Source organism: Phytomonospora sp. NPDC050363 (genome assembly GCF_040655735.1).
GTDB lineage: Bacteria > Actinomycetota > Actinomycetes > Mycobacteriales > Micromonosporaceae > Phytomonospora.
Map to the genome: position 1 here is coordinate 416,201 of NZ_JBFAKK010000005.1, position 12,372 is coordinate 428,572.

The following is a 12,372-nucleotide window of genomic DNA, read 5'->3' on the forward strand; positions in this document are numbered from 1 at the left end:
CTGTCACTCGTTGCGTTTGCCCAGGTCGCCGAGCCTGTACGGTTGTGTGATGCGGCAAAAGAACAGCTTTCGGCTAGCGGCCTACGGGGTGGTGTACGACGAAGACGGACGCATCCTTCTCGCGAAGGGATCCCCGCGCGCCATATATCCCGGCGCGTGGTTCCTTCCCGGCGGAGGCGTCGAGCACGGCGAGCACCCGCGTGACGCGGTGGTTCGGGAGTTCTCCGAGGAGACCGGACTGAGCGTGGCCGTCGGCGGCCTGCGCGACGTCGTGTCGACGGTGCTGGACGGCCCCAACGGCCAGGTCCACACCAACGCGGTCCTCTACGACGTGCGCGTCACCGGCGGCACGCTGCGCCCGGAGGTCGACGGCACCTCGGAGCTGGCGACGTGGAAGCGGCCCGAGGAGGTCGCCGGGCAGTCGATGACGCCTTTCGTCTCCCGTGTCCTCGAAGTCCCGGGAGGTCCGGTGGCCCTGCGCCCCGACTTCACCGCGCCCGAGACCGACCAGAAGACCCCGCCCCGGCGGGGCCAGCGCTTCGGCGCCTACGGCGTCACCACCGACGCCGACGACCGCGTCCTGCTGGCGCGCATCTCCGAGGGGTACCCCGGGGCCGGGAACTGGCACCTGCCCGGCGGGGGCGTCGACTTCGGCGAGCAGCCCCGCGAGGCGGTGTCCCGTGAGCTCTACGAGGAGACCGGCCAGCACGGCGAGATCGGCGACCTGCTCGACGTGACGTCGTTTCGCACGCGCCGCGCGATCGGCCCGGAGGGCTATCCCCTCGACTGGCACGGCGTTCGCGCGATCTTCCGCGTCTTCGTGGCCAAGCCGACCGCCGCGCGTGTCGTGGAGGTCGCCGGCGGGTCCACGGCGGAGTCGAAATGGTGGCCGCGCAAGGCCCTCGACGACCTGCCGATCACGCCCGCGGTGATGGACGGACTTCGGCTGATCTGAATTCGTCTATTAGGGCTTGGCCGTTTTGCACGCTACGGTTGACGGTGCAGGCTACCGAAGGTAGCTCCCACTTCGGTGATTTTCGCGGGATTTCACCCGTTTTGGTAGATCCTTTACCTTCGGGAGGGATCGCCAAACGTGGCACGGATGTGCCATGGTGTACAGCGCAATGCTGGGAGACCATCGGAAGGGGAACGACCGCGGTGGTCGTGCGAAAAGGAGATCACGTGCGAAGGACCTTGTGGCGACGTCGTACCAACGACAGCCCGCGGCCCGCTGGGCGTGGCATCGCCCGTGGGCTGCGCCAGAGCGGCACCATCGCACGTCGGCTGGTCCTCCAGCCGCTTCCGCCGATCCGGCTGCGCAGGCGCAACACCCTGAGCGCCGAGACCATGGCCGAGCTCACCGAGGTCGCCGAAGCCGCCGCGATCGTCGAGCCCGCCGGCGACGAACTCGCGCCCCCCGCCCCGATCCGGCTGCTGCCGGGCGAGGCGACCATGGGCCGCCGGGTCAAGTTCGCCATCGTCAACGGCTGCACCGTCACCTCCATCGCCTTCGGCATGACCGCGATGATCCTGGCCTCCAAGGGCCCGGACATGGTCAAGTGGGCCGCGCTCTGCCTGCTCGGCAGCGTCCTCATGGACGCCCTCGACGGACCGCTCGCCCGCCGCTTCGGCGTGGCCAGCCCCTTCGGCCTCCAGATGGACTCGCTGGCCGACATGTGCTCCTTCGGCATCGCCACGCCGATCGTGGTCTACCAGTGGCTGCACGGCGACGCGCCGGTCGCGGTCGTGGCGGCCGCGTGCGGCCTGGTCGCGGTGTGCGCGGCCATCCGCCTGGCGCGCTTCAACGTGTCGCCGAAGGACGGGCGCTTCTTCTCCGGCGTGCCGACCACGATGGCCGCGGCCGTCCTGGTCATCGCCACCGTCTTGATCCCGCAGCCGACCGACGCGGTCGTCCCGACGCTGGCCCTCGCGCTGGTCGTGGGCGCCCTGGCGCTGCTGATGGTGTCGAGCTTCCCGTACGTCAAGCTCGGCCAGCTGCGCAAGCTCCCGCCGGTGCTGTGGGTCCTGCCCGCGTGCGGCGCGCTCCTCGACCTCCAGACGACCTTCGTGATCGTGGTCGCCCTGTACCTCGTCTCCGGCCCGCTCCTGTGGGTCAAGAACCGTCGTGCCGACGCCGCCAGCGCAGGTACTGCGGCCTGAGGCCGGCGCAGGCCTCGTAGGCCTCGACAGCCAACTCGCCGAGCCGGTCGCCGTACGCGGCGATCGGCGAGGCCCGGTGCCACAGCAGGCGGTGCCGCAACCACATCGGTGACCCCGCCAGGGGACGGACCACGACGCCCTCGGGTGCCGGGAAGGTCGCCTGGCAGGGCACGAGCCCCTTTCCCGCGCTGAGCAGCTCGTGGAGCAGCCGCGTCTCGGCGACGTGGTGGCCGACGACCGGCGTGAAGCCCAGGGCTCGGCAGGTGTTGGTGAAGTACTCCGGCCAGCCCGCGCCGTCCGAGCGCGGCAGCACCCACGCCTCGTCGGCGAGTTCCGCCAGCTCGATCTCCTCCCGCGCGGCGAGCCGGTGCCCGGCACCCAGCGCGACGAAAACCGGGTCGGCCACCACCCGGCAACCATCCACATGGGACGGTGTCGCCAGCTCGCGGCCCGGGTAGTCGACGACCACGGCCGCGTCGAGCCGTCCGGTGGCGACCAGGTCCAGCAGCAGCCGGGGCGAGTACTCGGCGCGCATGTCGACCCGCCACTGCGGGAAGGCCTCGGCCAGGCGGTCGGCGAGTCCCACGATGATGGGCCCGGATATCCCGCCCAGCCGCAGTTCGTGCGCGTAACCGCCGCCCGCGCGCCGTCGCAGACCGCCCGCCAGGTCCTCCAGGTCGGCGAGAATGGCGCGGGACCGGGCGATCAGGTACTCGCCGAGAGCGGTCGGCTCCACACCCCGCTGGTGCCGGGCGAATAACGGGGCCCCGGCGGCGTCCTCGATGCGGCGCAGCTTCGCCGTCAGCGCGGGCTGCGAGACGCCGAGGGCGCTGGCCGCCCGCGTGATGCTGCCCTCGTCGGCGATCGCGCAGACGATGCGCAGGTGACGCGGCTCCAGCTCCATCCGCTGGATGTTATGGCGGCATGGGATGTGCTGGCAATGCCGGAATCGTCCATAGTCGACCCATGACGACCACCGGCAGATCATTACGTCCCGGCCTGGCGCTGGCGACGATGGCCGCCCTCGGCCTCACCCTCCTACCCGCACCCGCCGCCTCGGCGGCCGAGCCGGTCCCCGCCGGCTCCCACGCCGTGAAGACCGAGCTGCGCGAGGTCTTCTCTCCCGACGGGACCATCACCCGGGCCCCGATCTCGGTTCCGGCGACCGAGTCGCAGGCCCCGGCCTCGGAAGTGGCGGCCGCGGCCGTCACGCCCATCATCAACAACGGCGACCCGGCGACGCATCTCGACCTGGTGATCGTCGGCGACGGCTACACCAGCACGCAGCTGGGGACCTACGACAGCCACGTGCGCTCGAAGGTCGACGAGCTGTTCGCCGTCGAGCCCTTCGCGAGCTACAAGAGCCTTTTCAACGTCTGGAAGGTCGACGTCGTCTCGCAGCAGTCGGGGGTCGACCATGACCCCTACGGCACGTACCGGACCACCGCGCTCGACATGTACTTCCACTGCGGCGGGACCGCGCGGCTGTTGTGCGTCAACGAGACCAAGGCCAACCAGTACGCCCGGCAGGCCCCCGACGTCGACCAGGTCGTCGCGCTGGCCAACACCACCACCTACGGTGGCGCCGGCGGCGGCGTGGCGACCGCCTCGGGCGGCAACGCCTCGGCGGGGCAGATCGTCGTGCACGAACTCGGCCACTCCATCGGCGGACTCGCCGACGAGTACGACTATGGCGGGGGCACCAACTACACCGGCGCGGAGCTGCGGGAGGCCAACGCCTCGATCCACCAGCGGTCGACGATGGTGAGCCGGCAGACGAAGTGGTGGCGGTGGATGGGACAGTCCACACCGGACGGTGGCGTGATCGACACCTTCAACGGCTGCCGCTACTACACCAACGGCATCTACCGGCCGAGTTCGAACTCGATCATGCGAACCCTCGGCAGGCAGTTCAACCTGCCGGGCCGCGAGCAGATGATCGCCTCGTTCTACGCGAAGGCGACGATCGCCGTGAGCGAGAAGCCCTTGTCGGTGGTCGTGCCGGAAGGTGTGGGGACTCTCGTCGTCACCTGGCGGGTGGACGGCGAGGTGGTCGCGTCGATGACCGGCAGGAGCGACTTCGACCGGGGACTCCTCGGCGCACGTGGCGCCGGGAGCCACCGGGTGACGGTGACGGTCACCGACGGGACCGACTGGGTCCGCGATCCGGCTCTTCGTAAAGGGCTGTCGGCGACTTTCGCCTGGACCGTGTGACCCGCCGCGCGCCCCCGCCGACCCGGCGGGGGCGCGCACGCGTCAGTGGGGGCGGTCCCTTGGCCGTCAGGCGATTCCCAGCGCCGACCGGACGATCCGCACCCGGTTGCGCCCCGGCACCACGCCGTATCGGGTCCGGACGTGGACGTCGAACGTGTGCTCCCCTGCGGGCCCGGCCGGGACCCACAGGTCGCCGGTCTCGGTTCCGTCGACGACGAAGCCGTGCGTGTCGGGATGCTCGGCACGGAAGCGGAGTGCGGCCCGTCCGTCCACATCGCCCGGTCCGGCCGAGACCCGCGAAAGGTCGGGGTGGGCCGAGGTCATGTCGGTGCCGAGGACCCAGTCGGCGTGCAACGTCAGGGTGTCCTCGAAGGCCGGCGCGACCGGCCCTTCGAACAGCAGCGTCCTGCCGGTCGCCCCGTTGGCGAAGTACGACCACCACAGGGCCACATCGCTGTGCTCCAAAGGCACGCGCAGTGTCACGTGCTCGGCGGTGCGGAACCCGCGCGGTGCATGGTGAGCAGTTCCGCGAGGCCGAGCGGCCGGCCGCCGTCGTGCCAGTACAGGCCGTTCTGCCCGTCGAGGACGACCCCGGCGGCGATGTCGTCGATCCACGCCTCGGTGAAGCGGTGTCCGCGGCCGATGCCGAAGTGGTGGTCTCGGGTGTAGCCGTTGGCTCCGAGTGCGGGGATGCCGACGGCGTTGAGGGCTTGCGTGAGGACGGTGGAGTATTCGACGCAGCGGAAGCGCCGTCCGTCGTCGACGGCTTCGAGGAGTTTCACCGCGTCCATGCCGATGCCGGTCTGGTCGTTGGCGTGCTTCCACCGGGTGGTGGTCCATTCCATGAGCAGCAGGGCGGTGTCCCATGCCGTCGGCAGGCGCTCGGGGAGCCGTTCGAGGAGCAGGGCCTCACGGTCGGGCGGGAGCCGGTCGGTTCGCAGCGGTAGGGAAGGCGCCGCCGTCGGCCAGTCCAGGAGGCGGAGCGGTGGCGGCGGGATGTCGGCGCGCATGCGGTCGCACAGCTGGGGCCAGTCGGGCAGGGTTTCCCCGTGTCATGGTCACGCCGCGGCTGTCGTCGGGTGCTCCATGCACCGTCTCATGTGGAGTGCGGGGGCGGGGGTGGGGCACTTTCGGAGCTCCGGGCGGTACGGCCGCCGCACGGCCCCGCGCTGGTCTCGACCCCGGCGCCGGTCTCAACCTCAGCCCTCAAGGTCAAGCCCCGGCTGAGGGCTTCGCCCCCAGACCCCCACCAGGAACTCCGTCCCTGGACCCGGACCTCTCGCCTCGGCTGCGGGCCGTTCGGCTGGTCCTTGTGCGCGGCCCGGTTCGCCTTGGCCCGTGACCAATCTTGCCCTGCCCCTCGTGCTTCCTTTAGGGCCCGGCTTCGCCTTTCGCCGTGGTTCCCGCGTTGTCCATGCGAGCTTGGGGGAGTGATGGTCTTCCGCATCTTGGGGCCGGTGTCTGCGGTGGTGGGTGGGCGTGAGTTGCACTTTCCGGGTCGCAAACGTGCGACCCTGCTCGCCGCTCTCCTCCTCGACAACCGGCGTGTGGTCCCGACGGAGCGGCTCATCTCCGCGTTGTGGGATGAGGAGCCGCCGGCGACGGCGTGGCAGCAGGCGCAGAATCTCGCGTCGGGGCTTCGCCGGGATTTCGCCACCTTCGGCGAGCCGGATCTGCTCGATGGGGTCGCCGGGGGGTACCGCATCGTCGCCGAGCCCGGCCGCCTGGACGCCGACTCCGCTGACTCCTGCGCCGCGCGGGCTCGCGCGGACGCCGTCGCCGGGCGTCATTCGCAGGCTGTCGCGGGTTTCGAGCGGGCGCTCTCAGCGTGGCGGGGTCCGGTGTTGGCGGGGCTTCGGGGGCGGGTGATCGAGGCGGCGGCGCTGCGTCTGGAGGAGTCGCGGCTGTCGCTGATGGAGGAGTGCGAGGAGTCGCGGCTGGCGGTCGGCCATCACGACGAGGTCATCGCCACGACCAGGTCGCTGCTGGTCGAGCAGCCTTTCCGGCAGCGGACGCTCGCCTCGCTCATGCGCGCCCTCGACCACGCCGGCCGCACCGCCGAGGCACTGGAGGTCTACGCCGGCTTCCGTGCGCGACTCTCCGCCGAGCTCGGCATCGAGCCGGGCGCCGACCTCAAGGCCGTCCACCTCGCGATCCTGCGGCCCGACCCGGCACCGGCCGCCGCCTCCCCGTCGGCGGCCCGCTCATCGGCGCCTCACCCGCCCGCCACCTCGAGAACCCCCGCCGAACTCCCCGCCACCGTCAGCGGCTTCGTCGGCCGCACAAGGGAACTCGCCGCCCTCACCGCCCTCGACGGCCGCCTCGCGACGATCTCCGGCCAACCCGGCGTCGGCAAGACCGCCCTCGCCGTGCACTGGGGCAACGCCAACCGCCACCGCTTCCCCGACGGCCAGCTCTACGTCGACCTCCGCGGCCACGGCCCCCGAACCCCGGCCACCCCCATCGAGGTCCTCCGGCGCTTCCTGCGCACCCTCGGCGTCACCGGGAACCTGCCCGAGGACCCCGAGGAGGCCGCCGCGGCCTACCGCTCCCAAGTCGCCGACCGCGCCCTCCTCGTCGTCCTCGACAACGTCGCCACCGCCCACCAGGTGCGCCCGCTGCTGCCCGGCGGCCAGCGCGGCTTCGCGCTGGTCACCAGCCGCGACAACCTCTGCGGCCTCATCGCCCGCGACGGCGCCCGCCCCGTCCGCCTGCGACAGCTCGACGAGCACGACTCCCGCGCCCTGCTCACCTCGGCGCTCGGCACCGGCCTCGCCACCGGCGAACCCGCCGCCCTCGACCGCCTCGCCGCCCTCTGCGGCCACCTCCCCCTGGCCCTGCGCATCGCCGCCGCCAACGTCCTGGCCGACGACCACCCGTCGGTCGCCGCCTACGTCGAACGCCTCGACACCGACCGCCTGTCCGCCCTGACCGTCGCCGGCGAACCGGCCACCGCCGTCTCCGAGGCGCTGCGCATGTCCTACGACGCGCTCGGCGATACCGAACGAACCCTCCTGCGCCGCCTGGGCAACGTCGCCGGCCCCGCCTTCGGCACCGCCCTCGCCGACGCGCTCCTGGGCGCCGACGCCGGCCCCGCCCTGCGCCGCCTGGTCGGCCAGAACCTCGTCGAACAGCCCACCGCCGGCTGCTACCGGCTCCACGACCTCGTCCGCGACTACGCCGAGCAACGCGCAAGCTTCGACGAATCCCCGTCGGAGCACGAGGCGGCCGCCGCACTCGCCGCCTTCCGCGCCCGTCGCGGTCAGCTCACCGCAACCCGACCCGCCGAGACCGTCACCCTCGCCTGAGAAGCGAAAAGCGCCGCCGCGGAAAAGACCGCGACGGCGCTTTCGAGAACCCGGACCCTAGTCGGTCCAGCGGGCGACGACGGTCTCCCCGCCGACGACCCGCTCACCGGGCGCGACCAGCGCCTCGGCGCGGTCGGCGGGCAGGTAGATGTCGGTACGCGAACCGAAACGGATCAGGCCGTAGCGCTCGCCCTTGGCGACCAGCGCGCCGACCTTGGCGCGGTTGATGATGCGGCGGGCCAGCAGACCGGTCCGCTGCGCGACGACCGCGCGACCGCGCGGGGTGTCCACGACGGTGTAGCAGGCGACGTTGTGCTCGGCGGCGGCCTTCATGGCCGGGGCGTAGCCGCCCGACTCGCGGAAGACGTCGACGACGCGTCCGGCCACCGGCGAGCGGTTGACGTGCACGTCGAGGACCGAGAGGAACACCGCGACCCGCAGCCACTCCGTGCCGGCCTCGCCGGTGAGCGCACCGAAGCGGTCGTCGGTGATGTGCTCGACGGACAGGACCTTGCCGTCGCTGGCGGCGACGACGGCCTCGTTCTCGTCGGGGACCGAGCGCTCGGGGTCGCGGAAGAAGGCCGCGACGGGAGCGGCGGCCAGCGCCGGGACGAGCCACAGCTTCGACTTGGGCCGGACCCGCTTGAGCAGCACTGCCGCGCCGAGGGCGATGGCACCGGCCGCGACGCCGTTGGAGTCGATGTGCATGCGTCCGGTGACCGGGACGCTCGACGGCCGGTAGGCCGGGGCGAGCTTCTCGGCGTCGGCGGGCTTGGCCAGCCCGAAGCGCAGGCGGTGCACGCGCAGCGGCGGGCGGTTGCGCAGGACGAGGTCCTCGGCGACGCCGTGCTCGGCGATCAGGTCGGTCAGCTCGAAGGCGACCGGGCCGCGCGCCGGGACGGCCAGGACGAGCATGCCGCTCTCCTTGACGACCGCGCGCAGCGATTCGAGGTACTTGGCGGTCTCGCCGTCGAGGGTGGACACCGGTGCGGCGACCATGACGACGTCGGCGGGGCGGGCGTCGGCGAGTGCCGTGACGACCTTGGTGCGTCCGGCGACCCAGGTGCCCTGGGCGTCGAGGTGCTCGGACATGGCCGTGGCCGACTCGGGGTCGGACACGATGGTGAGTTCGTCACCGGGTGCGAGGGCGTCGAGCGCGGCCGCCAGTACGGGCGAACCGGGTTCGGCGCCCACCAGAAGACCGGTCTGGGGCGCACCGTGGCGGGCGAACTCGTCGGCGATGGCGCGGGCGGCACGATCACCGACACGCGAGGATGGGGACAGACTCATCAAAAGCTCCACAGGTGGCAGAAGACCCCATCCAGCATAGGCGGCGTCTCAGCCGCCGCTCTTCGGGTCGCCGGTCTCCTCAGGCGTGTCGCCCTCGGTCAGGCGCTTGGTGGGTGTGACGGGACTCTCCGGGAGAGGCATCTCGACGGTGGGCCGCGTCTCCAGTCGGCTCTCCTCGATCTTGCGGATGAGCTCGTCGGCGCGGTCCCGCTCCTCGCGGCTGAGCCTGCGGTGCAGGTCGAGGCCGCTGAGGCCGGTGAGGGGCTCGGCGTCCTCGACGGTCGGTTCGGACGCGATGTGCTCGGCGGTCGTCGCGGTCGGCGCCGACTCGAACAGGCCGGGCGTCGCCACCGGCGCCACGGGGGTCTTCTTGCGCGGGCGCAGGGCGCTGACCAGGCCGATCAGGCCGGCCGCGATGAGCGTCCCGGCGACCATGAGGCCGAAGCCCGGTGCCGAGATCTCGGTGAAGCGCGAGGTCAGCCACCAGCAGACGACGCCGAGGAAGATGACGGCGAAGACCAGGGAGACGGTGTCGGTCTGGTGCTTTTTCATCGGGTGATCTCCAGGCTGCCGAGGTCGACGTAGGCGTTGACGGTGATCTCGCCACCGCCGGGGCCGTCGGCGCCCTCGTCGGTGTTGACGCTGTCGGCGGAGCCGCCGTGCTCCCAGCCGAAGAGGTTCATGTAGCCGAGGTCGACGTGGCCGTTGGCGGTGACGTCGACGTCCGGCGGGAGGATCACGTGGAAGGAGCCGCTGTCGACCCGGATGTCGATGGTGAGGACGTCGGTGTCGGTGAACTCGACCTTGCGCAGGTCGAGGGTGCCGTCGACCTGGTCGTAGACGTAGCTGGACTGGATCGCCGCGACCGTCTCGGGCGCCCAGAGCTTGCGGGGGCCGGAGTCGACGTTGTCGACGACCCAGGTCACGGCCGTGTAGGCCATGAGCGTCAGCGACAGGACGATGCCGATGGCGATCATGCTGCGGGCCCGCCCGATCCAGGTGCCGATGAGCAGGCCGACGGCGCTGACGGTCAGGGCGGTCGCCAGGTACCAGCCGAAGGGGATGGACGCGCCGGCGAGGTCGACGATGCCGAGGACGCCGAGGATCACGGCCATGGCCGACAGGATCGCCAGGGGCAGCTTCGAGCGCGGGCGGCGCGGTTTCGGTGGCCGGGGCTGCTGGGGCGGCGGGTACACGGGCCGCTGCGGGGGCGGGGGAGGCGTGCCGTAGCGGGGCGGGGTCGCCAGTGGCGGCAGGAAGGGCTTGGGGCCCGCCTCAGTGCCCTCTGCGGGCTTGGCGCCGTGGACGGTGCTTTGGGTCGTGTAAGCCGCGTAGGGCCCGTAGGGGGCGAATGGGGCGCGGTAGCCGGCGGGTGGAGTGTGGGGTGAGGACGGCGGGGTCGTGAACTCGGGCGGGATCGGCGGCGTGTACCCCTGCGGGTACGTCATCCGCGCCTGGCGCTGCGGTTCGGTGCGGACCAGGTAGACGACCGCCAGGATCAGCGCGGCGCCCATGCCCACGGCGATGGGGAAGTTGTCCCAGAACACCACGAAGGCGGCCAGGGCGACGCCGACGCCGAGCGCGAGGGTCAGCGGGGCACTGGTGCTCGACCGGCCGCGCCCGAACAGCGCTTCGAGCGGCGAGGCCGTGTCGCCCTCGGCGGGCGTGAAGAGCCACAGGAGCGCGTAGACGATGAGGCCCGTCCCCGCGAAGAGGATGAGCACGGCGAACAGCACCCGCCACAACAGCGGGTCGCTGCGCGTCGCGCGGCCGATGGCGGAGCAGACGCCGGCGACCTTGGCGTCCTCCTTGGGCCGGACCAGGCCCAGCGGCGGCCGGGGAAGGCCTCGCGGGGCGGGTCCTTGCGGGCCGCTGGTGGGGGCGTAGTCGGTCATTCCTCGATCGTGCCGAAAAGCGCCGCCGAAATCCTCGGGGACGCCCCTGAACTGACCCTGAGATCTGCATTTCGGGGTCGTAAGACATGGTCACGGCCACGCACGCGTGTGACGATCGAGGAGCACCGCCCCGCACCCACGAAGGAGTTCCGCCATCAGCGTCACGCAGGCACCGCGACGTCCACGGGGACGGCTGTGACCACCGCCATGCCGGTCGCGCCGACGGCCGCCGAGCCGAGGCGGCTGCGTCGCGCGGTGAGCGGGCGCATGTTCACCGGCGTCTGCCGCGGGCTGTCGAACCACCTGGGCGTGAGCGTCGTCGCCCTGCGCATCGGTTTCATGGTCGCCTCCCTGCTCTTCGGGCTGGGCGCCATGCTCTACGTCGCCTACTGGGCGGTCCTTCCCCGTGACGCCGACCCGGCCGGCACCCGCCGGGGTCGCGCCGACGTCCGCCAGCTCCCCGCCTTCGTCGCCTTGGGCGCCGGAGTGCTCATCGTGCAGATCAGCACCGGCTGGGGCGGCACGAACATGCTCCTCGGCTGGCTGATCGTCCTCGTCGTGGGCGGCGCCGGGCTGATCTGGCAGCAGGCCGACCCGGCGCAGCGCAGGCGCTGGGCCGAGGAGTCGAACGGCGCTCCCTGGCTGGGGGCACTGTTCGGCCGTTCCGGCGGGCGGATGCTGCTGCTGCGCATCGCAGGGGGAGCCACGCTCATCCTCGTCGGCGTGGTGGGCGTCGTCGCGCTCGTCGACCCGGGTGAGAACAGCGGCGGCGCGCTGCTGAACTCGCTGCTGTTCACCGCCGTCGGCATCGTCGGGGTCGGCATCGTGCTGGGCCCGATGGTGTGGCGCGCGCTGACCGAGCTGGGCGCCGAGCGCGAGGCCCGTGTTCGCGAGCAGGAGCGCGCCGAGGTCGCCGGGATGATCCACGACCAGGTGCTGCACACCCTCGCGCTGATCCAGCGGCGCGCCGAGGACCCGCGCGAGGTCGCGCGGCTGGCGCGCGGGCAGGAGCGGACGCTGCGCAACTGGCTGTACAAGCCGACCGCCGAGCCGACCGAGAAGCTGTCGGCGGCCATCGACCAGGTCGCCGCCGAGGTCGACGAGGCCTACGGCCTGACCGTCGACGTCGTGTGCGTCGGCGACTGCGATGTCGACGGGCCCACGGTCGCGCTGGTCGCCGCCACCCGCGAGGCGCTCGTCAACGTCGCCAGGCACGCGGGCGTCGACAACGTGTCGGTGTACGCCGAGGTCGAGGACGAGCAGGTGTCGGTGTTCGTGCGCGACCGGGGGGTGGGGTTCAGCCTGGATGCCGTGCTGGACAACGAGGAGAGCGATCGGCACGGTGTGCGCGGGTCGATCCTGGGCAGGATGAAGAGGCACGGCGGGGACGCCCGCATCATCAGCGAGCCCGGGGCGGGCACCGAAGTGCGGCTGTTTATGCCGCGCTCGGACGCCTAGGGTTCTGGCGGGGGCCGTGTCGCGGTGCCCGGGAAGAGGAGGACTTG

At 72.0% G+C, this 12,372-nt stretch carries 11 protein-coding genes; 5 read left to right on the forward strand and 6 right to left on the reverse strand.

The features are described from left to right. Positions 1–49: 49 nt before the first annotated feature. Together AB0I28_RS16480 and AB0I28_RS16485 are read left to right on the forward strand one after the other, a co-directional pair. Positions 50–955, forward strand: coding sequence for an NUDIX domain-containing protein (locus tag AB0I28_RS16480; protein WP_357493961.1), 906 nt, complete (start codon positions 50–52; stop codon positions 953–955). A gap of 227 nt (positions 956–1,182) precedes the next feature. Beyond that, the gene (locus AB0I28_RS16485; RefSeq protein WP_357493963.1) at positions 1,183–2,160 is read left to right on the forward strand and encodes a CDP-alcohol phosphatidyltransferase family protein; all 978 of its coding nucleotides are present in this window, start codon (positions 1,183–1,185) and stop codon (positions 2,158–2,160) included. Here AB0I28_RS16485 and AB0I28_RS16490 read toward each other — a convergent pair. Beyond that, positions 2,114–3,064: a LysR family transcriptional regulator gene (locus AB0I28_RS16490; protein ID WP_357493965.1), complete on the reverse strand. Its 951-nt coding sequence runs from the start codon at positions 3,062–3,064 to the stop codon at positions 2,114–2,116. The two genes, AB0I28_RS16485 and AB0I28_RS16490, sit on opposite strands and share 47 nt — an antisense overlap. A 62-nt stretch (positions 3,065–3,126) precedes the next feature. Between AB0I28_RS16490 and AB0I28_RS16495 the strand changes: the two genes are divergently transcribed. Beyond that, a complete protein-coding gene (locus AB0I28_RS16495; RefSeq protein WP_357493967.1) occupies positions 3,127–4,374 on the forward strand; it encodes a M64 family metallopeptidase in 1,248 nt (415 codons plus the stop codon). Between the two features lie 66 nt (positions 4,375–4,440). On the opposite strand, the gene AB0I28_RS16500 is transcribed toward AB0I28_RS16495, so the two are convergent. Together AB0I28_RS16500 and AB0I28_RS16505 are read right to left on the reverse strand one after the other, a co-directional pair. Further along, positions 4,441–4,845: a hypothetical protein gene (locus tag AB0I28_RS16500; RefSeq protein ID WP_357493969.1), complete on the reverse strand. Its 405-nt coding sequence runs from the start codon at positions 4,843–4,845 to the stop codon at positions 4,441–4,443. Positions 4,846–4,853: 8 nt separating this feature from the next. Beyond that, positions 4,854–5,384 (reverse strand): transglutaminase domain-containing protein, encoded by a 531-nt coding sequence (locus AB0I28_RS16505; protein ID WP_357493971.1) that lies wholly within the window; start codon positions 5,382–5,384, stop codon positions 4,854–4,856. 474 nt (positions 5,385–5,858) lie between these two features. Between AB0I28_RS16505 and AB0I28_RS16510 the strand changes: the two genes are divergently transcribed. Beyond that, positions 5,859–7,682, forward strand: coding sequence for a BTAD domain-containing putative transcriptional regulator (locus AB0I28_RS16510; RefSeq protein ID WP_357493973.1), 1,824 nt, complete (start codon positions 5,859–5,861; stop codon positions 7,680–7,682). 57 nt (positions 7,683–7,739) lie between these two features. Here the strand turns inward: AB0I28_RS16510 and AB0I28_RS16515 are convergent, their stop codons facing one another. Genes AB0I28_RS16515 through AB0I28_RS16525 form a run of 3 tightly spaced genes read right to left on the reverse strand, consistent with a single transcriptional unit; the run spans position 7,740 to position 10,867 of the window. Further along, positions 7,740–8,972, reverse strand: coding sequence for a phosphatidylserine decarboxylase (locus AB0I28_RS16515; RefSeq protein WP_357493975.1), 1,233 nt, complete (start codon positions 8,970–8,972; stop codon positions 7,740–7,742). Positions 8,973–9,020: 48 nt separating this feature from the next. Beyond that, positions 9,021–9,524, reverse strand: coding sequence for a hypothetical protein (locus tag AB0I28_RS16520; protein ID WP_357493977.1), 504 nt, complete (start codon positions 9,522–9,524; stop codon positions 9,021–9,023). Next, the gene (locus AB0I28_RS16525; protein ID WP_357493979.1) at positions 9,521–10,867 is read right to left on the reverse strand and encodes a PspC domain-containing protein; all 1,347 of its coding nucleotides are present in this window, start codon (positions 10,865–10,867) and stop codon (positions 9,521–9,523) included. The genes AB0I28_RS16520 and AB0I28_RS16525 overlap by 4 nt, the downstream gene beginning before the upstream one ends. Positions 10,868–11,074: 207 nt before the next feature. Between AB0I28_RS16525 and AB0I28_RS16530 the strand changes: the two genes are divergently transcribed. Next, positions 11,075–12,325, forward strand: coding sequence for a PspC domain-containing protein (locus tag AB0I28_RS16530; RefSeq protein WP_357494283.1), 1,251 nt, complete (start codon positions 11,075–11,077; stop codon positions 12,323–12,325). Positions 12,326–12,372 lie beyond the last annotated feature (47 nt).

Excerpts from the sequence above, each read along its gene's own strand:
- AB0I28_RS16505 (WP_357493971.1), bottom strand. The coding sequence starts at position 5,384 with ATGCGCGCCGACATCCCGCCGCCACCGCTCCGCCTCCTGGACTGGCCG.
- AB0I28_RS16525 (WP_357493979.1), bottom strand. The coding sequence starts at position 10,867 with ATGACCGACTACGCCCCCACCAGCGGCCCGCAAGGACCCGCCCCGCGA.
- AB0I28_RS16480 (WP_357493961.1), top strand. The coding sequence starts at position 50 with ATGCGGCAAAAGAACAGCTTTCGGCTAGCGGCCTACGGGGTGGTGTAC.
- AB0I28_RS16495 (WP_357493967.1), top strand. The coding sequence starts at position 3,127 with ATGACGACCACCGGCAGATCATTACGTCCCGGCCTGGCGCTGGCGACG.
- AB0I28_RS16530 (WP_357494283.1), top strand. The coding sequence starts at position 11,075 with ATGCCGGTCGCGCCGACGGCCGCCGAGCCGAGGCGGCTGCGTCGCGCG.
- AB0I28_RS16515 (WP_357493975.1), bottom strand. The coding sequence starts at position 8,972 with ATGAGTCTGTCCCCATCCTCGCGTGTCGGTGATCGTGCCGCCCGCGCC.
- AB0I28_RS16520 (WP_357493977.1), bottom strand. The coding sequence starts at position 9,524 with ATGAAAAAGCACCAGACCGACACCGTCTCCCTGGTCTTCGCCGTCATC.
- AB0I28_RS16490 (WP_357493965.1), bottom strand. The coding sequence starts at position 3,064 with ATGGAGCTGGAGCCGCGTCACCTGCGCATCGTCTGCGCGATCGCCGAC.